The organism is Butyrivibrio proteoclasticus (assembly GCF_900115735.1).
Lineage (GTDB): Bacteria > Bacillota > Clostridia > Lachnospirales > Lachnospiraceae > Butyrivibrio > Butyrivibrio proteoclasticus_B.
Genome location: NZ_FOXO01000005.1, coordinates 156,934 through 180,891, shown reverse-complemented (window position 1 = coordinate 180,891; position 23,958 = coordinate 156,934). Strand labels below are relative to the sequence as shown.

The following is a 23,958-nucleotide window of genomic DNA, read 5'->3' as shown; positions in this document are numbered from 1 at the left end:
ATGCTTCATGACATGCATGCTTATAAGACCGGCTCTTATGACGACCATGCTCATCTTGGTGCCGATTATGCCAGAAAGATCCTTACAAAGCTTGAACTGACAACACCTGAGGAGACAGACATTATCTGCTCAGCAATATATCACCATGATGATAAGCTGACTGTAGACAGTCCTATGGATGAAGTACTCAAGGATGCGGATGTAATCCATCATTGTGTGAACGACCTTTCCAAGCCAATCAAGGAAAAGGAGCAGGCAAGGTTTGACAGTTTAATGAAGGAATTTGGAATGACTAAGTAAGATGGACGAAAGCGTTATCTATAAATCAATAAAAGCCGGAGCATAAGCTCTAGCTGGATTTTAGGGAGGAAGGTTGCCTGCTATTCCAAGAGGCAACCTAATGTTTTATGAAAAAGTATTTTGTATGTGGGGTATCAGGTTTTCTCTTCCTGATAAGACCATGATAGTATCGTTACCTTAATCCAGCCTAAATGGATTATGAAAGAAATATAAAGAGCTGTTACTAGTCAAAAAAGCTAGTGTCAGCTCTTTTTGTATGAAAAATGCACGACTTGAAATGTGCATAAATACTAATGTTGGGAGATAAGAGGAAAAATAAATCTCTGAAACGCTGATAAATACTGGATGTATTTGGTGGTAATTATTGTACACTTCGGGATTTAGGATAGGTATATAAGATAAAGGTGGTCTAGTTGAAGAGAGGTGGGTAGATAATGTCGATTCAGTTGGCGTAATGGAAGGGAATTGCACAAATAGCGGATATGGATATTTTTAAATATAAAAAATAGTCGTAAGATATATATTCAAAAGATAACTAATAGTCATGAGGGCGTATAGACCGGTGGTTTATACGTCTTTTATTTTGCCAGCAGTCAGTACTCTGCTAGTTTCGTTAAGTGCAAGCTCCTAAAGCTTAACTCTTTGCACATTGAGTATGTGATGGACAGTTGGAGAAAAATATGATATAGCTCATGGAACGTGCGAGGCATGATATAATTTAAAGAGTGAAATTGAACAAAGGAGCATGTGCTGATATGGATCTCTTTGAATATATGGCAGGCAATAGAAAAGAAAAAGAAGCGCCTTTAGCTGCAAGAATGCGTCCACAGACACTTGATGAAGTTGTGGGGCAGGAAGATATAATCGGCGAAGACAAGCTGCTATATCGTGCTATAAAGGCAGACAGACTAAGCTCAATAATCCTTTATGGACCTCCCGGGGTAGGAAAGACAACACTTGCAAAAGTGATTGCCAATACTACCTCGGCAGATTTCCATCAGGTCAACGCTACAATAGCCGGTAAAAAAGATATGGAATCCGTAGTTGAGACTGCCAAGAACAACCTTGGCGGATATGGAAGAAAGACAATTCTTTTCATCGACGAGATACACAGATTTAATAAGGCACAGCAGGATTACCTGCTTCCATACGTCGAAGACGGCACACTTATACTGATAGGTGCTACTACTGAGAATCCTTACTTTGAAGTGAATGGAGCGCTTATATCAAGGTCAAGGATATTTGAACTAAAGCCTCTCTCTAAAGAAAACATTCTGACTCTCATAAAAAGAGCTTTTGAGTCAGACAGAGGTGTAAAGCAGTACAACGCAGAGATAACAGATGAAGCGGCAGATTTCCTTGCAGACATAGCAGATGGTGATGCCAGAGCGGCGCTTAATGCAATAGAGTTGGCAGTACTCACCACAAAGCCTTCAGAAGATGCAAAGATCCATGTAGATCTTGCGGTAGCAGAGGAATGCATCCAGAAGAAAGCAATCCGCTATGATAAGACCGGTGATAATCACTATGACACCATAGCAGCATTCATAGAATCCATGTGTGGGTCGGATCCTGATGCAGCACTTTACTATCTTGGGCGTATGCTTGCTGCAGGTGAAGATGTGAAGTATATAGCCAGGAGAATGCTTGTTGCAGCATCTGAGGAGGTTGGAAACGCGGATCCCATGGCAATATGTGTTGCGGCTTCAGCTGCAATTGCAGTTGAGCGTGTCGGAATGCCTGAAGGAAGGATCATTCTTGCCCAGGCAGCAACCTATATAGCCTCTGCGCCTAAGTCCAATGCAGCTTATCTCGGGATAGAGAAGGTATTGCAGACAGTAAGAGAAACCGGAAACCTTCCAATCCCTCCTTATCTGCAGGATTCCTCATATAAAGGAGCTGCCAAACTTGGAAGAGGTGTAGGATATAAATATGCTCACAATTATCCCAATCATTGGGTAGAGCAGCAGTATCTCCCGGATGCAATAAAAGACATGACATTTTATGAGCCTAACGATATCGGTCATGAAAAAGATATAAAGGAATATTTCAGAAATATTGGAAAAGATCCACAGAGGTATGAATATAAGGATCCTTCCAAAGAAGGCAATCCTGAGAGACCGTGGGAATGAAGAAGAAATTATTTTAAGTAAGGAATATTGACATGTCAAAAGCAAGGCAGGAAAGACTTCGTGAGGCTAAAAAATGGTTCCCGGAGCAAGGCTTTACAGAGAATTCACATGTAGTAAAAGCCTATAGGAAAAAGTTCAATGTAGATAAAGACTGTGCCATGCGTGAACTCTGTATGCTGCATGTACTTAGCTCAGAAAAGCAAAAATCATATGAAGACCAGCTTGCAGCTAAGAAGCGTAAACGTCAAGAAGGAAGAATGCCAAAGGAATATATCAAGCCGGATCAGGATGAGTATTTTTATTATATTGCCGGATACACATCTGGCGGTGTCCCATATGGGATAACCTGGGAGCAGGCTAGAAAAGATGGCCTCATTGAAGAGGATGATGAAGATTATGATGAAGAGCTGCCTTACCAATAAACCTGAAATTACCACTATTACGGTGGGAAAAGACATATTTTTAATGTTTTGTTAATAGAAATTTGATTGATTGAATATAACATGGTAGGAATATGTTCCCTTATTTGTTATTTTGACGACCACACATATATCTTGCGACAACCTTTTGATAAATGAAATACTACTGTTATTCTGCATCTTTACTCGGAATGAAGAGTGGAATTACCAGTAGCCATATTAAACGGTGATTATTACACCAGCATTTCTCAATTCATTAAGCGTCTTTTCAAATATCTTTTCATTCCTGGCGGCTGTGCATTGCAGGTTAAGAGTTACTTTGTAGCCTGCATTGGCAGCATCCAGGCATGATTTTTTTATGCAGCTGTTGCCATCTACACCTATTATCTCAAGTTCAGTAACGTTCTGAATCTTTAGCTCTTTTACAAAAGAATCATTTGTAAAGGCGCTTGGAAATTTCTTTTCATAGATATTATCTGAGACTATGAGGAGATCTTTTGCAAGTGCATAGCTATCATCATCTCCATTAATACCTATGTTGCGGACGTAGAAAACTTGGGTTCCGGTTGATTTAGCCGCAGTAATCCTTGCGTTGATCCTTGGCAGCAGATCAGCGTCGTAGTAGTTTAGATATTTTTCTTGAATATCGATCACTAGTAGTATTTTCATATGTTAATTATAGCGCTAAGCGTTTGTAGAATTAATAATAGTAAAACTTCTTTTTCATAACGAGCTGTCAGATAACTGGCAGCTCATCCTCCCAAAAGCTACCGGCTTTTTTATGGTTAGAGAATAAATGTGGGGTTTGGTGTATGATATTAAGAGTCACATTAATTGGTCAAGGTAGCTATGAAAAAGAAATGCTTTAAAATACTGAGTAAAAAAATAATATCGTTATTCCTGGTGCTGACAATGGCTTTGGGACAGTCTAAAAACGTATATGCTGAAGGTGATGAGACAAGCCTTCCATCGACAGACCAAATACATGGAATATATGTAAGTGCTTATGTTGCCGGTACAAAAAACATGATGGAAGAGATGATCACTCATATAGATGGCAGTAATATCAATGCCGTTGTGATCGATGTCAAAAATGATGAGGGAAACATCGTCTTTGACATGAAATCAGATCTTATCGATAAGCTTGGAGCCAAAAATATACTTGTGAAAGACATGCCAGGGCTCATTGATACTCTTCATGAGCACGGAGTTTATACTATTGCCAGATGTGTTGCCTTCAGGGATCCGTATATAAAAGATGTAGAACCTGAGTGGATGTTAAGAACTGCAGATGGCGAAATATATGAAGATAATAAAGGCTTTAATTGGATGGATCCAAGAAATGACGACGTCTGCGACTACCTTATCGAGGTTGCTCTTTCTTGCAAAGACGCTGGGTTTGATGAAGTTCAGTTTGACTATGTAAGATTCCCTACCGGAATAACCGAAGAAGACCTTGGCATGAACGGATATGGTAGGAGAAAGGCCATTAACGACTTTGCAAGGACTGCTCACGCTAAACTTAAGTCATCGGGCATGCCTCTGTCACTGGATGTATTTGGAACTGTCATAAACTCAAAAGTAGACAGAAATATCGTTGGGCAGGAGTATTCCTGGCTTTCAATGGGATGTGACTATTTATCTCCGATGATATATCCATCGCACTATTATGAAGGAACAATGGGCAATGATTATCCTGATCTTTACCCATATGAGACGATAGATGCAGCCATGAAGTACTCAGAGACAGCACTAAAAACCGTTAATCCGAACGGAAAGAGAGTGCAGGCATCAGTCAGGCCATGGCTTCAGGGCTTTACCGCATCTTATCTGAAAAAGTACCGCCAGTATGAGGCAGAAGAAGTAAGGGAGCAGATAAAAGCTGTTAATGATAATGGTATTGACTCATGGATCATCTGGAATCCGTCCTGCAAGTATCCATGGGAAGCGTTTACTGAATGAGACATGTAATATCTGATATATAGAAAGAATCTGATTTTTCCTAAAATCGAAGAATAGGAGCTTCAAATACGCTAAAAATGTGATATATTCGCACAACCTTGTGGGATACAATGTGTCTATAAAGAAATCAAAAATACGGCGGTTGCGAAAGGAGGATATACATGAACGGATTTTGGAAAGGGTTCATTGTTGCGATGCTCATAGTATATGTGATCTCACCGGTAGATCTCATTCCCGGACCAGTAGATGATATTGTGCTGGTATTTCTTTCATACGTAGCCAGCAGGAGAAAAAATCTGGTTGAAAAAAGTGATGATGAGCGTATTGAAGTAATTGATGCAGATGGAAGGGAGCTTTAAGGAGGTATGTGTGATGGAAAAGAAATTATACAGAAGTAATGACAGAAAGATATTTGGTGTGTGCGGCGGTATTGCTGAGTATTTTGGATGGGATCCGACCGTGATAAGGATTCTATGGGCAGTTCTTACGATTTCAGGAGGTTCTGGAGCAGTAATATACTTAATTGCAGCACTCCTTATGGAAAACCATCCAGATTACATCGGTTAATACAATAACTGGTAGGGCAGACATCCGTCAGGGAAGGATGTTGATATAGGGGCTCCGGGGCTTTCACTGTCCCGGAGCTCATTTTATGATTACGAAGATGACTATGAAGATGAAGACGAAGCTTATGATGCAGCTGAATGATTCTCTACACGTATTATTACTACTATTTTGTCAGTGCTGGTCCTGAGACTCCGATTTTTGGTGCGGCGATCATGATGGTTTATGGATTTATTGCATTGGCTGTCGCCGAAGTTGGAACTGTTGTAGTGGTGATAAGAGATAGAGTGGCTGAGAAAAGGGCTTCAAGGACTATAGATGAGTAAGGACATTTTTTATGACAAGGATATCAGGGAACCATTGTTTGATTTTCTGGAAGACTCATTTGGAAAAGTGAGGATCCTTGAGGAGAAAAGAACCGGCAGTGCCAGGGCAGACGTCGTCATGATCACACCGGATTTTCTGTACGGCATAGAGATCAAAAGCGATGCTGATACATAAGGAGACTTGGATATGAAGAAAATATATGCCTTTGGAGATTCAAATACATATGGCTTTGACCCAAGAATTGGTGGTGTTGGGAGATATCCTAAGAATATCAGATGGACCGGTGTGATTGATCTGATGCATGAGTATGAGGTGAATAATCAGGGGTATAACGGCCTTTCGATTCCATACTCGGATAGTTCTATTGCTTCAATTGGTAGAAGTATCAAAGAGTATAGCCCGGATATGATATTGATAATGATCGGCTCAAATGACCTATTGAACATGTCCCCTGCATCCTGTGAAAATGTAGGAATTCGTTTGCGACATTTTCTTTTAACACTATGTGACTGCATTCCGGAGCATGTTCAGCGTATGGTGTTAGTGGCACCGCCAAAGATGAGCCTGGGCGACTGGACTGATTCTGTCATTGTCAATGAGTCACATAAGTTTGGGACGGTATATGAAGCTATAGCAAGTGAAAAGGGACTGACATTTCTAAATGCATGTGAGTGGGATCTGCCATTATGCTATGACGGGGTACACCTTACTGAAGAAGCGCATTTGCATTTTGCAGAAAAAATTATTTCTTTCGCTTATTAGAAATTAATAAACTGGCCAGAAGAGTTACAGGCACAGCAAGTACAGATATGAGCGCAGCAGCTCCTGTACTGATGCTGTGTTTGTTTTTGTTGTTGGAATTATTTTCACTCATGGTATTATTATATTAACCACATATTAAACGGTGATTATTACACCAGCATTTCTCAATTCATTAAGCGTCTTTTCAAATATCTTTTCATTCCTGGTGGCTGTGCATTGCAGGTTAAGAGTTACTTTGTAGCCTGCATTGGCAGCATCCAGGCATGTTTTCTTTATGCAGCTGTTGCCATCCACACCTATTATCTCAAGCTCAGTAACGTTCTGAATCTTTAGCTCTTTTACAAAAGAATCATTTGTAAAGGCGCTTGGAAATTTCTTTTCGTAGATGTAATCTGAGACTATGAGAAGATCTTTTGCAAGTGCATAACTACCATCATCTCCATGAATACCTATGTTGCGGATGTAGAAGACGTGGGTTCCGGTTGAATTAGCCGCAGCAATCTTAGCGTTGATCCTTGGCAGCAGATCAGCGTCGTAGTAGTTTAGATATTTTTCTTGAACATCGATCACTAGTAATATTTTCATATGATAATTATAGCGCTAAGGGATTAATGAGAATATATTAAGCCGCTATATTTCCTGAATTAGGAAATGTAGCGGCGTTGTTTTAGGGAGGACCCTTCGGATATTGTCCGAAGGGGGTGTTATGAAAAAGTATTATTTTGTGGGGGTCAAGAAGTTGTGTTCTTCTTGATATCTTTATAATAAGATTTGAACTTTAAGTGAAATTAAAAATGTTATGAAAGAAAAATAAAGCAAATACAAGTGGGATTTCATATAATGATAAAAAGGGATTTCAAATGGAGCAGAATCATATCTAAGAGAAGTAACAGAAGTAATGCTTCTGTATAAGAAAAATTCTATAGCAATCATCTACCAAACTATTGCTACACAGATAGAGGAAGTACAGGGAAATGATGTAAGGGAGCTTGCTCAGATAGCAAAGGCAACCTTGCCTATAAATATGGGGAATGTCCCTGGCAGGAATGGACGGAAGAACCCATGGAATAAGAAAAATAGGCAACAAAAAAGCTCCTTGGCTCTCTGTTTATTTACAGTGAGTCGGAACTTCTTTGTCGTTAAGATAGAAGAGGCTGTGTGGCAATCCAGCATCTCATTTTAAGACCACTAGGGCGCGACGGCTGCCTGTTCCGTCCTCAGCTTCTATCTTTAGGTACTTTCATTATAACCCATTCAGAATCACAATCAATATGCAGTTCCGGCTTCTTCGACTCAATGAAATCTGCAATCTCCTTTGGGATAGTCCCGATAGATACGCACTTTTCGTTAAGTATCTTCTCAACTGATAATTCTGTATAGCTGTTCATTACTGTAAATCCTTCGCTTGATGTACGTATCTAATTATATTGGGGACAGTCCTACATTTCAAGCCAAATCCATTCGCCGATGCGTTTATATGGGCTGAAAACCTCCGAAAGGAGATTAATGAGCATTGGAAAAGAAAAGAGTCAAGAAATCTAATCCATATTTCTGAGACGGAAGGACCCTTCGGATATTCTCCGAAGGGGTGTGTTATGAAAAAGTATTATTTTGTGGGGATCAAGAAGTTGTGTTCTTCTTGATGTCTTTATATTAAGATTTGAACTTTAATTGAAATTAAAAATGTTATGAAAGAAAAATAAAGCAAATACAAGTGGGATTTTATATAATGGTAGATAAGTGAGGAAAAGACTATGGTTGGTAAATATCCAGTAATAACTTTGTGTGGTAGCACACGTTTTAAGAATGAATTTATGGAAGCGCAGAAGAGACTTACATTGGAAGGCAACATCGTTATCAGTGTAGGTCTTTTTGGACATTCTGGTGATCAGGAAGTCTGGGAGAACATGGATGAAGGAACTCTCACAAAGACTAAGGAAATGCTTGATGATATGCACAAACGTAAGATAGATATGGCTGACTCGATTTACGTTATCAATGTAGGTGGATATATCGGAGATAGTACCAGATCTGAGATAGAGTATGCCAAGAATCACGGCAAGGAAGTGAAGTATTTGGAAGAATGTAACTATTGATTTTTTATGTGAAGATGGGGCGAATAATATGAAAAATATTTTGTGTTGCTATGGCTATGCTTATAGGAAGAGCCGGCGTAAGTGATAAATGTAATGGAAAAAATCTGCCTATATCAAGGAATTTGTGAATGGAGCAGTTGATTTTTGGGTTGGTGCTCTGCCTATATTAAAGGGATAGGGAATAGAGGCAGTTGATTTTGCAGTAATTGTTCTGCCTATATTGTAAAAAGCGCTAGAGAGGCAGAAAAATAGGGCTAAAATTCTCTGCCTATATTTATAAAAAGTATAATAGAGGCAGAACCGGACGTCTAAAAAGCACTGCCTCTATTTAAGAAAAATGCGATATAGGCAGAGCTATGCCTCTTAAACACACTGCCTATATTACAAGAATATGAATGGTAGCAGAACAAAAGCTACTAGAAAGTTCAATTGGAATATATCAAGATAATTAGTTGATAGTATATTAAGACTTCTTGATTGATTTGATATTTGGAGGGAAAACAATGATTAAGATTTACGGAATGCCTACATGTCCCTACTGCGATTACATCCATGAGCAGATAATTGGACGTGAGAATGAATTTGAGTATATTAACATCGGTGAGAATATCAGGAACATGGGAGCTTTTACCAGACTTCGCGATACCAATCCGGCATTCGATCATTCCAAGGAAATTGGCGATGTTGGCATACCGGCCTTTGTTCTCGAAGATGGCAGTATAACTCTTGATCCTGCGGTTGTGGGCTTAATTGAATATGGAACACCTGATGCTTGCTCTATAGAAGACCATAAAAGTGGAAGGAAAGGGTGTTAAGAGGGATATTTGGTAATGGATACGATTGAGCGGAATAAGGAATTGATGGAAAGGATAAAGGGAGCGAAAATGGTTAAGCATGTGATTTTATGGACACTTAAGGATGAGCTTTCTGCAGAGGAGAAGGTGGCTATCAAGCAGGAAATCAAAGAAGGGCTTGAGGGATTAAAGGGCAAGGTCCCCGGGATCGTTGATATCAAGGTTAACATAAATGGCCTTGAGTCCTCTAACGCAGACCTGATGCTTGATTCAACTTTTGAGAGTGTAGAGGCACTCAAGGGATATTCTGTGCATCCTGAGCATGTAGCAGTGGCTGATTCCAAGGTAAGGCCTTATACCAAGATAAGAAGCTGTCTGGATTATGAGGTTTAAGTCATGGTAAAGCAGATAGTCAGAGATCAGTTCTTTTTACAGCAAAACTCTGAGCTTGCAAAATATATAAAACAGGGGTGAAGAGAAAAATGTTTTTTATCATGGGAATCACAGATGGCAGGAAAGATTTTAACTTTAATCAGCTGATCACCTGTTCCATCTGCGGAAAATATGGACGTTTCAATGTGTTTATGACATATACAGTGCTGTCTCTTTTCTTTATACCGACTTTCAAGTGGAACAGACATTACTATGTGCAGACTAGCTGCTGCGGAACTGTTTATGAGCTTGATCCGGAGATTGGTAAGATGATTGCCAGGGACGAGGAGGTAGAGATCTTGCCAAGCCATCTGACTCAGGTAAGCAGTGGAAGAGGGTTTACTACTGGCTATAAGAGATGCAGGCAGTGCGGATACGAGACAACTGAGGATTTTGATTTTTGTCCGAAATGTGGAACGAGGTTTTGATAGACGTAAGAAGGATGGAAAACTGTAATGGTCATAGCTGCTAGCGCATGCTTTTTGGGGGAAAACTGCAAATACAATGGTGGGAATAACTGTAGCGAGAAGATCCCAGGCATGGGAGTGTTTGCTCAGATGGTTAGTGAAACATAGATTAAGCTAATTGATGTGGAGGACATGGACTGATTAAGATAATGCTAAAGGTGCCTTGTCCGTACATCCCCCGGAAAAAGAGTTGTTTTACGGCTGTTTTAGGAGTGCGGTTCTAGTTGGAGTGAGGTGCTAGCTGGGGTGAGGTTCTAGTTGGAGTGAAGTTTTAGCGAGATACGGATAAGATTAGTCTTAAAGCATGATTTTATCCGTATTTTTTGGCTCTGCAGGATCTCTTTTGCATGATGAGTACGGATAAGTTGGTCCATTAAGGACAATCTTATCCGTAAAACAAGAATCAAAATCACCAAAAACTTAGAAAAAGTACGGATAAGTTGGTTCATTAAAGCCAATCTTATCCGTAAAACAAGAATCAAAACCACCAAAAACCTAGAAAAAGTACGGATAAATCGGTTCATAAAAGCCAATCTTATCCGAAATCCAAGAAATTCTGAGGTCAAATGAAAAAACATATTGACAGCAAGTTGTCAGATAATTATACTAACAACTAATAATTTTCAGAAAGAGAGCAGCTATGATTAAGAGTATCCTCGTCAATTCTAATATGGTCAATAATGAATCCGTGAAATACAATCAGGGATCTGTTTTTGATATGCATGATGAGGAATAGTTACAATAGAGCATAGCTGTATTTTAATTATGGTATATGAGCCTCATCAGACAGTCGTTTGATGGGGCATTTTTATATCATAGGAAATTGCTTCCTATGATATAAAAAATCGCTCCGCTAAGGAAGCGCACTCGCGCGATTGGAAGATGTTGCATAAATGCAACCGCGCTCGGCGCGAGAATGTCGCAAGCGACATTCTTTTTTAGCAGAGGCACATATAGAAAGAAGAGGTGGAAAAATGGTTTTTGAAGAAAAAGAGTATATGCTCGGGGAAAAGAAAATATTGCTTCGAAACGCTAAGCCGGAGGAAGCGCAGCTTTTGGTTGATTATCTGAAGACTGTTTGCGGAGAAACAAGGTTTCTTCTCTGCGACCCTGATGAAGTAAAGTACACGGCTGAGTCTGAGGTAGAGTTTATCAATGCCAAGAATGCATCTGAGGATTCCATGCTGATGCTTGCTTTTGTTGATGGAGAATATGCTGGCAACTGTTCTTTTCAGCCTATAGGAAGCAGACGCAGGGCCAGGCATCGTGTAGATATCGGAATTGCTCTTTATCACAAGTACACTGGATTTGGACTGGGACGTCTCATGCTGGAGCAGCTTCTTTTTACAATAAAAGAGCTGGGATATGAGCAGGCAGAACTTACGGTAGTTGGTGGTAATGACAGGGCATATCACCTCTATGAGAGCCTTGGCTTTAAGGAGTGCGGAAGGATACCTAAGGCAAACAAGTATCAGGACGGTACTTATGCAGATGATATTCATATGGTTAAGAAACTGCAATAATTCAAGATAAGCAGTTATCCGGGAAAGTGAGGAGCAGTAATGGAACTTCGAAGAATAAACGTTGACGATGCCAGATCACAATGGGAATACATAACAGAGCTACCTACCGATGAGAATGGGTTAACTAATACATATCACGGCGTTTCATATGATGAATAATGGGGCATATAGAGCAGGTGAAGACGAGAATCATTATTTTATGAGGATAAAAAAGTACTAATTTTAAAGAGATAGTTGGTGTAAAACTGCCACTATCCAGTATGTTTCAAATAGTGGCAGTTAAAATTGCGGTCGTAGTTCTGCCTATATCACGAGTAATGTAGATGTGGGCAGTTGATTATTCGGGATGGTCTCTGCCTTTATTTAGAGTGCTATTGATATAGGCAGTTGAAATTTGAATTGAAATTCTGCCTCTTTTGAGATATATGTGATATAGGCAGAATATCTAAGGCTAAAAGAACTGCCTATATATGTGAATAGTACGATAGAGGCAGAAAGACAGGCTTGATCTGACACCCGAATGGTAGATAGAATAATCTCGATGCTATCACATGATAAAAAGATATCTCTAACCAAAATGATATTTTATCTGGTTGCAAATGTATTGTATATTGTTGACATAATCACAGCGTTTGCAATAAAAAACGAATATAAAAAGTTTCAGATGCTTTAACACAAGGAGTTATAAAAAGAGATGAACATACAGATCTGGGGCACCAAAAAGTGCAATGATACAAAGAAAGCGGAGTGCTTCTTCAAAGAGTGCAATATAAAGTTTCAGTTCATAGACCTGAAGGAAAAAGAAATCAAGCTGCTGATCAATTCATCGTAACTCATGTTCCCGGTTAGTTCTTCATACTGATAAGTATCGTATTCAGCAACATGAGCTTTGATCTCATCCTCGGACATTTCTTTGTCAGTGCAGTTGCGATAATAAGCCTCATAAACATCCATCTCATCTGTAGCAGACAGTTCCTCTTCTGAGGGAGTTTTATCCCCATCAGTATCTTTGAAGTATAGACTTTCAACATAAAAGTCTGTCGCAATTTCTTTGCCATTATGGCTGGTCATGTAAGAATCATATTGAACAGCTCCGGCATAGTCAGTGTTGTGGTTGATATACAATCCCTTTCCCGGAGCATACATGTAGCCGTAGTTACCACCGGCACCGTAAGCCCATTTATACATCAGGCAGTGGATGAGTCCATTTTCAAATGAGTAGAGAGACACACGATAACCCGGATAATCAATGACGAGCTCAGGAACATCATCACCGTCAGCATCTATGAGGGCATAAGCATAGTTGTCTCCGGACATATTGTAAAGCCCTGCTATATGAGCATAGGCATCTTTATAATTGTCAAACTTGCATTCGGGATTGTTGCCTAGCAGGGCACTCTTTATAGAACTAACTGTAATGTTACTGGCAAGCTCTTCTTCAAGTTTTTCATCTATTCCATAGCAGGTTTCGTAGTAGTATTCGTTCGGAACGGATTCTTCCAAACGAATATTTTCACCCTTGTCAGATTCGCCAATTATAAGGATGTCTTTTATTCCATCAGCATTAAAGTCAAAAAAGCTAACGGCAGTAATCTTATTAAGTTTGGTATTGTAGTCACTGCCTCTGAATATGCTGGTGTTTATATTTGTCAGGAACTTTCCATCTTTGATAAGTGCTATTTTTATTCCGTCTTCAGGATCTGGCTGATATGTGACAAAGTGTATTGGCGTTTCAGAAGGGAAAAGTTCAACGTCAAAGGTCTGCGTCTCATCACAGTTGTCATCCCACTGAATGGAATTGGATTTCAAAATGATAGTATCATCGGATTTTGTAAATTTTATTATTCTGTCAGCGTATCTTTCGTAGTGCTTTTCTGTATTCAGCTCAAATCTAAGGGTGTAGTTATCGCCATCTTTTTCCACAGAAGTGCATTCGAAATCCTTTCCATCATACATAGAATCCCAATGGTAGTAATAATATGAATCATGAGCTGCTACATAAGTCCAATAAGAGTCAGGAAGCTCATTGGGAGCGCTGGTTCCAAGATGAGTCTCAAAGAACTCATTAAAGTCAGCAGCCCTTATGACATACAGGTCCCCATATACCTGAGCCTGATCGGCTGCAGCCAGATAATCATTAATTTCATCTTCACTAACATCTTTAACATCAATCCCAGCGCCATAATAAAATACTGCGCTTAAATCTATGTCATCAGGACTATTAAAGGGCTCGATGAGGAAACCTTTGTATTCTGGTGTGTTAAACAGTTCTGTGAACTCATTAAGCTCTTCTTCAGATATTTCAGAGGTTTCGGTGGTAGAAGCTGTCTCAGCCACTTCTTCTGAGTCTGCCTGGGATTGTATTTCAGTAAAAGATACTTCTTTTGCTGAGCTGGAATCAGCATTTTCAGTTTGAATATCTTTACCGCATCCTGTGATGAGGAGCGCAATAGATAGTATTGGTAATAATTTCTTTATGTTCATTGCAGATAGGCCTCCATGAGTGTCTTTAATATAATATCACTTTACGCTAGTGAGTTTCTAGCAAGGTACGGATAAGTCGGCACATTGGAGCATTACTGCCTTGGCACATTGTAGCATTGTTACGTTGGTGCTTCTTTGAGGAGAGTAGGAAAAACGCTGCTGTTTTTGTAAAATTATCCTACTATGCCTGTCCTGGGAATGTTGATTTTTTTGTTTTGTGGGATAATTGTTTGATTTTTACTCTTTTTATCCTACAGATTTCACTTTTTAGAGTGAGATTTTTGTTGGGGAGTAGGATAAATACTATATTTCTGATCCATTTTATCCCACAAATTTCATTTTCAAATGCTTCGTTTCAACCAATTTGTGGGATAAAAACATTACTTTTTACATTCTTATCCCACATTTCAGCAAAATCGTAGTGATAAAGAGCTGAAAATGTGGGATAATATCAGCTCTTTTCACTTTTTTATCCCACATTTCCGTAAAACGGCACTATAAAAGTGAAAAAAAGTAGGATAAAACCCGCAGAAAATAATGTTTTTATCCTACAGTGGTCAATTACCAACCCAGCCACAAAGGTCACCCGCCACGCCACAAACAATCCGCCCAGCCAAAGAACCACTAGGCGCCCCCTCTTCTTTTAAGCACGGCAGTCCCTCAAAGTGAAGCGAGGCGAGTTATAAAGCCGAGAAATAATAGATATGAAAATCGACGAGTATAGTATAATATTCCGAGGAGGAGCTTTTGTCATGTGGACTATTAAGCAGATATATGACGGTGACTATGGCTGTGAGGAGCTTCAGCCGGGGCAGAAGCCGAAGGTGTCAGTGACAGTTGTAAATGAGAATGACGAGATGAGGTATGTATCCGTTGAGGATGCATGGCTTGTGGAAAATAAATTGGATGTAGGCCAGGCGTGGCCGGAGGGAGTGTAAGATATGTTTTTGATCTGGGGAATGTCAACCGGTAGAAAGGACTTTGCGTTTAATCAGCTGATCACCTGCGAAATATGCGGCGTGAGATTTTGAGCAAGTTAAGAGAAAGGCTAGATAGATAACGATAATTATTGATAAATACTAAAGAAAAAATAGAATAGATGCAGGGTAAAGAGACGAAGGGCTTATAAAAGAAATAAAGAAACACCTGTAATTTTATCAGGGGGGAAAGAAATATGTCATGTTAAAATCAAAAGCTAGTTTTGCAAACAGAATATTTGCGCTGGTCTTGGCGCTTACTTTGGGTATGGCTTCTTTTCTGCTTTGGAGCGTGGGAACTCACGCCGAGGACGATGTTCCGGCTTATAGTGGAAGCCCGTCGGTAGCTTTGAATAATAATGTTCCGGGCTTTACGGATAAAGAGATCACCACCAGCTCTTTTGAAAAATATGGAGAGCTTGATCAGCTTGGAAGATGTACCGCGGCTACAGCCTGCATTGGCCAGGAACTGATGCCTACAGAGGAAAGGCAGTCCATAGTTGCCGTTAAGCCTACAGGGTGGAAACAGAACAAGTATCCCGGCGTTGTGGACTCGAAGCCACCATATCTTTTTAATAGATGCCATTTGATCGGATTTCAGTTGACTGGTGAAAATGCTAATGAAAAAAATCTGATCACAGGGACAAGGTACATGAATGTTGAAGGCATGCTCCCATATGAGAATGAGGTTGCTGACTATGTAAGTAGCACCGGTAACCATGTGATGTATAGGGTTACGCCGATATTTACAGGAAACAATCTCCTCTGTGATGGAGTGCAGATTGAGGCATATTCTGTAGAAGATAAGGGAAAAGAAATTTCTTTTAACGTGTTCTGTTACAATGTTCAGCCAGGGATTGAGATTAATTATGCAGATGGCAGCAATGAGCTTGCGCCGGATGCGGGCAAGATAGCTGATAGCAATTCTTTTATAATAACTGGCGGAGATTCCGGAAATGGCTCAGTGAGATCTTCGGCAGGAAGCGATGATCCTGGTATTCCGGCGGGAACAACATATGTGGTAAACAAGAATTCAGGTAAGTTTCATTATCCGAGCTGCGATAGCGTTAACGATATGAAAGAGAAAAATAAGGAATATAGCACCAAGACAAGGGATGAGCTGATAAGTGAAGGGAAAACTCCCTGCAAGCGCTGTAATCCCTAGTGTAGCTGTTTTATATTAACTCGACTATATGCTTGCTATAATTTGAATCTATTGCGTTGTCATCAGTCGTCGATGGACGAAGATCAGGAGCTGCCTGGATTTTTGCTGCGATTGATGGACGCGGCTTTGAGGAATTTTTTTATAATTAAAATGTGAAAAGAGATATAGATGTTTTATTGGATACTTGCATCATTGGCGGCGTTTTATGTAAAGGGACTGTGCGGCTTTGCGAACACGCTTGTTTTTACTTCAATAATGAGTTTTGCTGTTGCAAACATAGAAATATCACCGGTGGAGCTGATTCTTGGCCTACCGACAAACCTGATCATTAGCTGGAAGGAGCGAAGATCAATTGATCTAAAGGTAGTACTGCCTCTGGCCATCATGGTAATTATTGGTAGCACTGTCGGAGCTTTTCTGTTAAAAAACACAGATGTTACCGTAATAAAAATAATCTTCGGGATATTGGTTATTTTTGTTGGCATAGAGATGCTGCTCAGAGAATTGACCAAAAAGAAATCTAAGAACTCTAAAGTTCTGCTTATAATTATCGGCATTTTGTCAGGCTTTTTGTGCGGACTTTACGGAGTTGGAGCGCTTCTTGGTGCTTATATCGGGCGGACAACAGAGGACACAAAATCTTTTAAAGCTAACATTTGCACAGTATTTATTATTGAGAACACATTTAGGCTTGGACTGTATCTCTTTTACGGAATCCTGACTATAGATATGTTAAAAAAAGCACTGCTGCTATCACCATTCATGCTGATCGGGCTTGGCCTTGGAATGTATAGTGCCGGTAAGATAAATGATCTCATAGTGAAAAAGATAGTGATAGTTCTTTTGATCCTATCAGGTGCGGTGCTGATCTTTACAAATGTCGCATGATATAATAAACAGAAATTGACTAAACATAGTGGGACTTTTTAGAAGTCTTATAAGAGTTGGTAGAGTGGAATGAACAACAGATATAATGTAATTTTTGATATGGATGGCGTTATCTTCGATTCAGAGAGAGCATGTCTTTATACCTGGACAGAGGCGGCATCCGGTTATGGAATAACTAACGTGCGCGAAGTGTTCGACAGATGCATCGGAACGAATATGAACCAGACCAGGCAGATTGTCGAGGATGCTTATTCAAAAGAATTTGGCGAAGGTATTGCAGATAAACTTCTTTCGGAGAGCAGCAGACTCTTCCATGAAAAATATGATGGCGGCAGGCTCCCGATGAAGGCTGGCGTAAAAGAAATTCTGGAGTACTTAAAGGCAGAGAATGTTAGATGCGCAGTTGCATCGTCCACAAGGAAAGCGGTTGTGGAGGCTGAGCTTCGCGACGCAGGACTTATAGACTATTTCGAAGAAATAGTTGGCGGTGACTCAGTTAAGGTATCAAAGCCTGACCCCGAGATATACCTCATTGCCTGCGACAAACTCAAAGTAAACCCCGCAGACTCTTTTGCCATCGAGGATTCATATAACGGGATCAGGTCAGCCCATGCGGCCGGCATGAAGCCAATCATGGTCCCAGACATGATTCCCGCAGACGCAGAAATGAGAGGCCTCGCAGACACAGTCTGCGAGAGCCTTTTGGATGTCATAGATTATTTTAAAAATAGAGTGGAATGAAGGAAATTCACCTCTTTAGAATTGTATGACATCTTGAACTAAATTCCAGAAATCCGCATATACTGCGGATTTCGTGAGAATATGAGTGAAGAGTCAACCAAGCCTCATTGACAAAGTCGATTTAAATTGGCTTGGTTGATGCATTCTTGAATTGTTGATTCAAGAATGCATTACTTTTTGAACAATCCACCCGCAATATTCTTGACATCATTAAGATCAAACTTGCCATCTGCAACAGCAGACTGAACCAATTTGATATCTGCTTCGCTAACGTCTATGTTAGCTTTCTTAAGCAGCTCTTTTGCCTGAGCTGGATCAGCCTTGGCAATTTGTGTCATAAGTTCCTTGTTACCACTAATCTGTTTGAGTATCGCTGTGATATCTCCCATTTTGTACCTCCTCCAACAATATAAACAACTGTATCAAATACATTATACTCCATACCGTCACTGAAGATAGCAACTTTTAGGTTTCCTCGTCCAACTAAATTTCGATATATCCATTTTGGCTCCTTTTATGTGTTTTGGTTATTTAGTCTTCTATAAATGGCTTGGTTGATTCGGTGAAGAAGTGGGTTTTGTATCTTTTTTTGTTTCATTCAAGAAATTGCCTCTGCAAGTCCCTCTTTAATTCATTTTGATTATTGGCGTTTTTCAGTACGTGGCTTCCACGGAATTAATCTGTTCACATTACGCTTGTATTCTGCATATTCATCACCGTACAGATCAAGAAGCCACTTTTTATAGCTTGTATCACCTAATATTGCTGCCTTAATCATTATTATAACGGATTTGGTTCATGGAAGAATATACGGCTGAAGAAAATTTATTTGACTAAGCAGCTCATTAAGTATATTATATTAGCGTTTTTGAAAAATTCTGAATATTAGCATGTTACTAGCTTGGTAGCAGACTAGTAAAAATGTGCATTCTAAGGCGCAAGTGAGCGCTCTTTATCCCTGATTTCAAGGGAAGTATTCAAGATGTTTTTTGTAATGGATTAGTTGTGATCAGAGCAACAGCAATGCTGTGAATGAGTTTGCGATGAGAGCAATGGCTATGGAGGATGAGATTGTGAGGTTGTGACAATTGAAATAGGCATGTGACGAATACGGTTGTGATCAAGCGCAAGGTCAATTGAATCTATTGATCAAACAGTGGGAACGAGCGGTGATTGGCGGGGGAAATTGCCTGGTTATTATTGCTGATGGTGGTAATTGTTTGGTGTGTAGGATAAACGAGGCAGAATTGCGGAATTTATCCTACAAATTCAGCTCTTTTAACAGGGCTATTTTCTGAAATGTGGGATAAGAGCGAGAAAATTTACTGAATTATCCTACAAATCAACGAATTTCAAATGCGGAAAAGTGGAATTAGTAGGATAAAAAGAGAAAAAGTCCCAAAATTATCCCACAAATCATCAAAAACCCACTTCTGAATGAGGAAATTTGTAGGATAAAAAGAGCAAAAAATCAACAATTATCCCACAAATCATCAAAACCTCACTTTTGAAGGGGGAATTTGTAGGATAAAAAGAGAAAAAAATCAACAATTATCCTACAAACCAGAAAATCCTACTTTTGAAAAGCAGCATCAGTGGGATAAAAAGAGAAAAACTCAAGCGTTTATCCTACCCATCAGCAAGCCCGCGATAAAAACGAGTCGGGAAGGGCGGCACAGTGGGATAATTACATGAAAAAAACTGCTTTTATCCTACGCGGCCATCATCAATAGGCAGCATACCGCGGCCACGATCAATAAGCGGTACGCACAGCCACCCCCCAGGCCGCTATATCACCTCCACCACCCGCCCTCAATAAAACAAAATACAAAAATGATAACCATCACCCCCATCAAAACACCATTCCCAAAACCACCCCCATCCAAACGCCGCAACCCAAAGCAAATAACATACAGAAAAGCAAATAACAACAAGAAAAGGAAATAATGAAAATATGAAAACAAGGCAAGAAATAGTTAAAGACCTTAACGAGAGAAAAGAAAAGCTCAGCAAAGCCAAAAATGAAGCCGAAAGGCGGCTCAGAAACGCGCCGGAAGGCAAGCTTAGAGTGTCGGTGAAATCAAAGAAAAGCAGATATTATCAGATTTTGAGCGCGGATGATACCAGGGGGAAGTATATAAATAAAGACAATTTAAAGACGGCAAAAAAGCTTGCGGACAAGTATTATTGCAAAAAATTGATCATGACCATAAAACAGGAGCTTGCTGACATTGAAAGATGTATTCGTATTTTGACATCAAATCATAATGGGAAGAATGATCTTGCTGGAACCGAGTGCATCAATGCGGAAGATGTCTATTCTCATCTGCATGATGGGCGCAAAGAACTGGTTTCGCCGATTATGGTTGATGCTGAAGAAAATGCGCTTTGCTGGGCGAAGAAGGATTATATTAAAAGTGACTATGAGCCTGCAGAGAAGATTTATCTCACTAAGAAAGGTGATATGGTCAGGTCAAAGTCAGAGGCCATGCTGGCTGACATGTACTATGAGATGGGCGCGCTGTATAGGTATGAATGCGGACTTGTTTTGAAGAATGGTAAATGCGTATATCCTGATTTCACGCTGCTCAATAAAAGGACGAGGCAGCTGATCTATCATGAGCATCTTGGGCGATTGGACGATGAAAAATATCGTTTGAAGGCCCTCAGAAAGCTTGAAGCCTACAGAGAAAACGGAATATACACGGCGAAAAATCTTTTTCTAACTTATGAAGTGGATGGCTGCCCATTAAATATCGAGCGTGTAAAGAAAAATGTGACTGCGTTCCTTGAATAGAGCCCCTTTAATTGCTAATATTCTTTTTATAATGCAAAAGAGCTGACGAAGCAACTAGAATATTGGAGGGAGAAATGAGAACACTTTTTATCGGAAACAGCCACACGTATTTCAATGATATGCCCATGATGTTCAAAGACATTTGCAAAGAAAATGGCATTGATATGCAGGTGACTATGCTCACTAAAGGCGGCATGGGACTTGACTATCATGCAGACAATGAGCAGACTAGGTTTAATATTCTTTATGGGGACTATGATTTTATAATTCTTCAGCATGTAGCTCATCCAATGGGCGAGTTTTCCGTGATGGAAGACGCAGCGGACAGGATAATGGAATGGATTGGGCAGACTAAGGCAAAAGCTTGCTTTTACATGACATGGACTGAGGAAGGAAACGAGGAATTTCAGACGGAGATGTCAGCAAGATACAGAAAGCTGGCTGAAAAATATGGATGCCTTGTGGCTCCTGTAGGTGAGAGATGGTGGGAACATATTCATGCTCATCCCGAGACAGATCTGTATTTTGAGGACAGAAGGCACGCTTCACCCGCGGGTTCTATGCTTGCAGCCAGGACTATATTTGAGACGTTAAAAGATATTTATTGAGAAAAGTTGTCAACTGTGTGTATTTTGTGACTTTGTTTATTGTGCTATGCTAAAAAACAAACAAATGTGGGGGAGTCTGCATTTGTTTGTTTTTGCATTTGAACAAAAGAAATTTGAACAAAAGAATATGAACAGGAGATGATCATTATGAAGAATTGGCATCATTGTGTATGGTTTTTAGGCGGAGTTCTTTTTGGAACAGCAGGAGTTAAGGTGCTTTCAAGTAAAGACGCCAAGAAGTGCTACACACATACTACAGCTGCAGTGCTCAGGGCAAAAGACTGCGTAATGGATACTGCAAACAAGGTTCAGGAGAACTGTGATGACATTCTTGCAGAGGCAAAAGAGATCAATGCTGATCGCAAGGCAAAGGAAGACGAAGCCGTAGTTGGAGAGTAATTGAATATGAAAATTGTCATTAAACATGAAATAAGTGGGCGCATCCGCTTTTCCATGCCAAAAAGACGTTTTTCCTATGAAGAAGCAGATAGGCTACAGTACTATCTGCTTTCTCTTGATGGTGTTGAAAAAGCTACTGTCTATGAGAGAAGCGCCGATGCAGTTGTCGTTTATAAGGGTGACAGAAAAGAACTGCTTTCAAAGATTTGCGCCTTTGATTCCGATTCGGAACATGTTAAGGCACTTGTGCCGGAGAGTACCGGCAGAGAACTCATGGCTGCCTATAAAGAGAAGCTCTTTACAAAGATAATCCTTCATTACGGATGCAGAGTATTTTTACCTTCCCCAATTAGAAGGATAAAAGCCTGGATAATGGCCACAAAGTTTATTTACAGGGGACTTGTGAGTCTTTTTAAGAATAAAAAACTGGAAGTTTCTGTTTTGGATGCAACGGCTATAACGGTATCTCTTTTAACAGGGGATTATGAGACCGCTTCATCAGTTATGTTCCTGTTGGGAGTTGGAGATCTGCTTGAAGAGTGGACGCATAAAAAATCTGTAGACGATCTGGCAAGGAGTATGGCTCTTAAAGCAGACAGAGTCTGGTTAAAAAAAGATGGCACTGAAGTTCAGGTTCCAATCAGTCAGATTGCACCGGGCGATGAGATCTCTGTGCGGGTTGGAAGCATTATTCCACTTGATGGAACTGTCGTTTTAGGAGAAGCGTTGGTAAATCAGGCAACGCTCACCGGAGAAGGCATACCTGTGGAAAAGAAAGAGGGCGCCTACGTCTATGCAGGAACAGTCATCGAAGAGGGTGACATTGTACTTAAGGTCGAGAAAGCATCAGGAGCAACAAGATACGAGAAGATCATAAAAATGATCGAAGATTCTGAACAGCTTAAATCAGGCGTGGAATCAAGAGCTGAGCATTTGGCAGATAAGCTGGTGCCGTATACACTTGGTGGAACCATTCTCGCATACCTGATAACAAGGAATGTGACCAAAGCCTTATCTATACTTATGGTCGATTTTTCCTGTGCATTAAAGCTTTCAATGCCGGTAACTGTGCTGTCTGCAATGCGTGAGTGCCAGGACAACCACCTTACAGTAAAGGGCGGTAAATTCCTGGAAGCAATTGCAGATGCAGATACGATAGTTTTTGATAAGACCGGCACTTTAACAATGGCTACGCCTAAGGTTGTTGATGTTGTTACATTTTCGGGGAATGACAAGGATGAGATGCTGCGTATAGCAGCCTGTCTTGAGGAACACTACCCTCACTCCATAGCAAATGCTGTTGTAGCTGAGGCAGCAGAAAGAGGGCTTGAGCATAATGAGATGCACAGCAAAGTTGAATATGTTGTTGCTCACGGAATTGCCTCTGATATAGATGGCAAGAAGGTTGTGATCGGAAGCTGGCATTTTGTTATGGAAGATGAAAAGTGTATCATCCCCGAGGGCGAGCAGGACAAGCTGGATAGTATTTCCAAGCAGTATTCAAGATTGTTCCTGGCAATAGGCGGAAAATTGGCAGCAGTCATATGTCTTGAGGATCCGCTGCGACCTGAGGCACCCGATGTTATCAAAAAGCTTCACGAAGCTGGATTTAAGAACATTGTCATGATGACAGGCGATTCTAAGCATACTGCCCAAAGAGTTGCCCAAGATGTTGGCGTTGATTCATATTATGCAGAGGTCCTTCCCGAAGAAAAAGCCGGATTTGTACAGCAGGAGAAGGCAAAAGGACATACAGTCATAATGATCGGCGATGGTATAAATGATTCTCCCGCGCTGTCAGAGGCTGATTGTGGAATTGCCATAAGTGAGGGCTCACAGCTTGCACGCCAGATCGCAGATGTGATGATATCTGAAGATGACCTGTATAAACTTATTACCTTAAAAGAGCTCAGTACCCTTCTTATGAAGAGGATTCATTTCAACTATCGCTTTGTTGTTGGATTTAATCTGGGCCTGATATCCCTTGGGCTTCTGGGAACCATAGCTCCTGCTACAAGTGCCATGTTACATAATGGTTCTACAATAGCCTTAGGTCTTCACAGCATGACAAATCTTAAGAATGAGACAGAAAGCGAAGAAATCTTCTGAATCCTTTTGCTT

General features: G+C 40.3%; 27 protein-coding genes and 3 pseudogenes. 24 read left to right on the top strand and 6 right to left on the bottom strand.

Annotation, left to right across the window (positions count from 1 at the left end; all coding sequences use genetic code 11):
* The 3 genes and pseudogenes from BM146_RS05035 to BM146_RS05025 form a co-directional block, all read left to right on the top strand.
* Positions 1 to 300: pseudogene (locus BM146_RS05035) on the top strand (metal-dependent phosphohydrolase); the annotation flags it as partial.
* 755 nt (positions 301 to 1,055) lie between these two features.
* Positions 1,056 to 2,432 carry a replication-associated recombination protein A gene (locus BM146_RS05030; RefSeq protein ID WP_074885259.1) on the top strand — a complete coding sequence of 459 codons (1,377 nt, stop codon included), beginning with the start codon at positions 1,056 to 1,058 and terminating at the stop codon, positions 2,430 to 2,432.
* A gap of 32 nt (positions 2,433 to 2,464) precedes the next feature.
* A complete protein-coding gene (locus BM146_RS05025; RefSeq protein WP_074885256.1) occupies positions 2,465 to 2,854 on the top strand; it encodes a hypothetical protein in 390 nt (129 codons plus the stop codon).
* Between the two features lie 216 nt (positions 2,855 to 3,070).
* Here BM146_RS05025 and BM146_RS05020 read toward each other — a convergent pair whose 3' ends face one another.
* The gene (locus tag BM146_RS05020; RefSeq protein ID WP_242949343.1) at positions 3,071 to 3,505 is read right to left on the bottom strand and encodes a cysteine hydrolase family protein; all 435 of its coding nucleotides are present in this window, start codon (positions 3,503 to 3,505) and stop codon (positions 3,071 to 3,073) included.
* Between the two features lie 195 nt (positions 3,506 to 3,700).
* Between BM146_RS05020 and BM146_RS05015 the strand changes: the two genes are divergently transcribed.
* The 6 genes from BM146_RS05015 (at position 3,701) to BM146_RS04990 (ending at position 6,466) form a co-directional block, all read left to right on the top strand.
* Positions 3,701 to 4,813, top strand: a complete 1,113-nt coding sequence (locus BM146_RS05015) for a putative glycoside hydrolase (protein WP_143087423.1) — start codon at positions 3,701 to 3,703, stop codon at positions 4,811 to 4,813.
* A 161-nt stretch (positions 4,814 to 4,974) separates the two neighbouring features.
* Positions 4,975 to 5,172 carry a YkvA family protein gene (locus BM146_RS05010; protein WP_074885247.1) on the top strand — a complete coding sequence of 66 codons (198 nt, stop codon included), beginning with the start codon at positions 4,975 to 4,977 and terminating at the stop codon, positions 5,170 to 5,172.
* A 13-nt stretch (positions 5,173 to 5,185) separates the two neighbouring features.
* The gene (locus BM146_RS05005; RefSeq protein WP_074885244.1) at positions 5,186 to 5,380 is read left to right on the top strand and encodes a PspC domain-containing protein; all 195 of its coding nucleotides are present in this window, start codon (positions 5,186 to 5,188) and stop codon (positions 5,378 to 5,380) included.
* Positions 5,381 to 5,517: 137 nt separating this feature from the next.
* Positions 5,518 to 5,703, top strand: coding sequence for a hypothetical protein (locus BM146_RS05000; RefSeq protein ID WP_242949342.1), 186 nt, complete (start codon positions 5,518 to 5,520; stop codon positions 5,701 to 5,703).
* Positions 5,696 to 5,878 carry a hypothetical protein gene (locus BM146_RS04995; RefSeq protein ID WP_074885242.1) on the top strand — a complete coding sequence of 61 codons (183 nt, stop codon included), beginning with the start codon at positions 5,696 to 5,698 and terminating at the stop codon, positions 5,876 to 5,878. The genes BM146_RS05000 and BM146_RS04995 overlap by 8 nt, the downstream gene beginning before the upstream one ends.
* A 12-nt stretch (positions 5,879 to 5,890) precedes the next feature.
* Positions 5,891 to 6,466, top strand: coding sequence for an SGNH/GDSL hydrolase family protein (locus BM146_RS04990; RefSeq protein ID WP_074885239.1), 576 nt, complete (start codon positions 5,891 to 5,893; stop codon positions 6,464 to 6,466).
* Positions 6,467 to 6,601: 135 nt separating this feature from the next.
* Here BM146_RS04990 and BM146_RS04985 read toward each other — a convergent pair whose 3' ends face one another.
* Together BM146_RS04985 and BM146_RS19365 are read right to left on the bottom strand one after the other, a co-directional pair.
* Positions 6,602 to 7,051 carry a cysteine hydrolase family protein gene (locus BM146_RS04985; protein WP_074885236.1) on the bottom strand — a complete coding sequence of 150 codons (450 nt, stop codon included), beginning with the start codon at positions 7,049 to 7,051 and terminating at the stop codon, positions 6,602 to 6,604.
* A 632-nt stretch (positions 7,052 to 7,683) separates the two neighbouring features.
* On the bottom strand, positions 7,684 to 7,854 hold the full coding sequence (locus tag BM146_RS19365) for a hypothetical protein (protein ID WP_177201594.1): 171 nt from the start codon (positions 7,852 to 7,854) through the stop codon (positions 7,684 to 7,686).
* Positions 7,855 to 8,220: 366 nt separating this feature from the next.
* On the opposite strand from BM146_RS19365, the gene BM146_RS04975 reads away from it, so the two are divergent.
* The 7 genes and pseudogenes from BM146_RS04975 to BM146_RS20385 form a co-directional block, all read left to right on the top strand.
* A complete protein-coding gene (locus BM146_RS04975) occupies positions 8,221 to 8,562 on the top strand; it encodes an HAD family hydrolase (RefSeq protein ID WP_074885232.1) in 342 nt (113 codons plus the stop codon).
* 503 nt (positions 8,563 to 9,065) lie between these two features.
* Positions 9,066 to 9,377: a hypothetical protein gene (locus BM146_RS04970; protein ID WP_029231752.1), complete on the top strand. Its 312-nt coding sequence runs from the start codon at positions 9,066 to 9,068 to the stop codon at positions 9,375 to 9,377.
* A 69-nt stretch (positions 9,378 to 9,446) separates the two neighbouring features.
* Complete coding sequence (locus tag BM146_RS04965) at positions 9,447 to 9,749, top strand: Dabb family protein (RefSeq protein ID WP_074885292.1); 303 nt, start codon at positions 9,447 to 9,449, stop codon at positions 9,747 to 9,749.
* An 89-nt stretch (positions 9,750 to 9,838) separates the two neighbouring features.
* Positions 9,839 to 10,216: a zinc ribbon domain-containing protein gene (locus tag BM146_RS04960; RefSeq protein ID WP_074885229.1), complete on the top strand. Its 378-nt coding sequence runs from the start codon at positions 9,839 to 9,841 to the stop codon at positions 10,214 to 10,216.
* 27 nt (positions 10,217 to 10,243) lie between these two features.
* A pseudogene (locus BM146_RS20490) lies at positions 10,244 to 10,321 on the top strand (DUF523 domain-containing protein); the annotation flags it as partial.
* A 908-nt stretch (positions 10,322 to 11,229) separates the two neighbouring features.
* Positions 11,230 to 11,778: a GNAT family N-acetyltransferase gene (locus BM146_RS04955; RefSeq protein WP_074885226.1), complete on the top strand. Its 549-nt coding sequence runs from the start codon at positions 11,230 to 11,232 to the stop codon at positions 11,776 to 11,778.
* A gap of 694 nt (positions 11,779 to 12,472) precedes the next feature.
* A pseudogene (locus tag BM146_RS20385) lies at positions 12,473 to 12,580 on the top strand (arsenate reductase family protein); the annotation flags it as partial.
* On the opposite strand, the gene BM146_RS04945 reads toward BM146_RS20385, so the two are convergent.
* Positions 12,556 to 14,262 carry a hypothetical protein gene (locus BM146_RS04945; protein WP_074885223.1) on the bottom strand — a complete coding sequence of 569 codons (1,707 nt, stop codon included), beginning with the start codon at positions 14,260 to 14,262 and terminating at the stop codon, positions 12,556 to 12,558. The pseudogene BM146_RS20385 and the gene BM146_RS04945 sit on opposite strands and share 25 nt — an antisense overlap.
* Positions 14,263 to 15,014: 752 nt before the next feature.
* On the opposite strand from BM146_RS04945, the gene BM146_RS04940 reads away from it, so the two are divergent.
* The 4 genes from BM146_RS04940 (at position 15,015) to BM146_RS04925 (ending at position 18,033) form a co-directional block, all read left to right on the top strand.
* On the top strand, positions 15,015 to 15,200 hold the full coding sequence (locus BM146_RS04940) for a hypothetical protein (RefSeq protein ID WP_074885220.1): 186 nt from the start codon (positions 15,015 to 15,017) through the stop codon (positions 15,198 to 15,200).
* 241 nt (positions 15,201 to 15,441) lie between these two features.
* Positions 15,442 to 16,404, top strand: a complete 963-nt coding sequence (locus tag BM146_RS04935; protein WP_074885217.1) for a DNA/RNA non-specific endonuclease — start codon at positions 15,442 to 15,444, stop codon at positions 16,402 to 16,404.
* Positions 16,405 to 16,572: 168 nt separating this feature from the next.
* Entirely contained in the window at positions 16,573 to 17,292 is a 720-nt protein-coding gene (locus tag BM146_RS04930) for a sulfite exporter TauE/SafE family protein (protein ID WP_074885214.1), read from the top strand.
* 69 nt (positions 17,293 to 17,361) lie between these two features.
* Entirely contained in the window at positions 17,362 to 18,033 is a 672-nt protein-coding gene (locus BM146_RS04925) for an HAD family hydrolase (protein WP_074885211.1), read from the top strand.
* Between the two features lie 170 nt (positions 18,034 to 18,203).
* Here BM146_RS04925 and BM146_RS04920 read toward each other — a convergent pair whose 3' ends face one another.
* Both BM146_RS04920 and BM146_RS19360 read right to left on the bottom strand, forming a co-directional pair.
* Positions 18,204 to 18,422: a hypothetical protein gene (locus tag BM146_RS04920; RefSeq protein WP_074885207.1), complete on the bottom strand. Its 219-nt coding sequence runs from the start codon at positions 18,420 to 18,422 to the stop codon at positions 18,204 to 18,206.
* A gap of 251 nt (positions 18,423 to 18,673) precedes the next feature.
* Positions 18,674 to 18,811: a hypothetical protein gene (locus tag BM146_RS19360; protein WP_177201593.1), complete on the bottom strand. Its 138-nt coding sequence runs from the start codon at positions 18,809 to 18,811 to the stop codon at positions 18,674 to 18,676.
* Positions 18,812 to 19,987: 1,176 nt separating this feature from the next.
* Between BM146_RS19360 and BM146_RS04915 the strand changes: the two genes are divergently transcribed.
* From BM146_RS04915 to BM146_RS04900, 4 genes are all read left to right on the top strand, one after another.
* Entirely contained in the window at positions 19,988 to 20,830 is an 843-nt protein-coding gene (locus tag BM146_RS04915) for a hypothetical protein (RefSeq protein WP_074885205.1), read from the top strand.
* Between the two features lie 74 nt (positions 20,831 to 20,904).
* Positions 20,905 to 21,438, top strand: a complete 534-nt coding sequence (locus BM146_RS04910; RefSeq protein WP_074885203.1) for an SGNH/GDSL hydrolase family protein — start codon at positions 20,905 to 20,907, stop codon at positions 21,436 to 21,438.
* A 147-nt stretch (positions 21,439 to 21,585) separates the two neighbouring features.
* The gene (locus tag BM146_RS04905) at positions 21,586 to 21,837 is read left to right on the top strand and encodes a DUF6110 family protein (RefSeq protein WP_177201592.1); all 252 of its coding nucleotides are present in this window, start codon (positions 21,586 to 21,588) and stop codon (positions 21,835 to 21,837) included.
* 6 nt (positions 21,838 to 21,843) lie between these two features.
* A complete protein-coding gene (locus BM146_RS04900; protein ID WP_074885199.1) occupies positions 21,844 to 23,946 on the top strand; it encodes a heavy metal translocating P-type ATPase in 2,103 nt (700 codons plus the stop codon).
* The last annotated feature ends 12 nt before the right edge of the window (positions 23,947 to 23,958 follow it).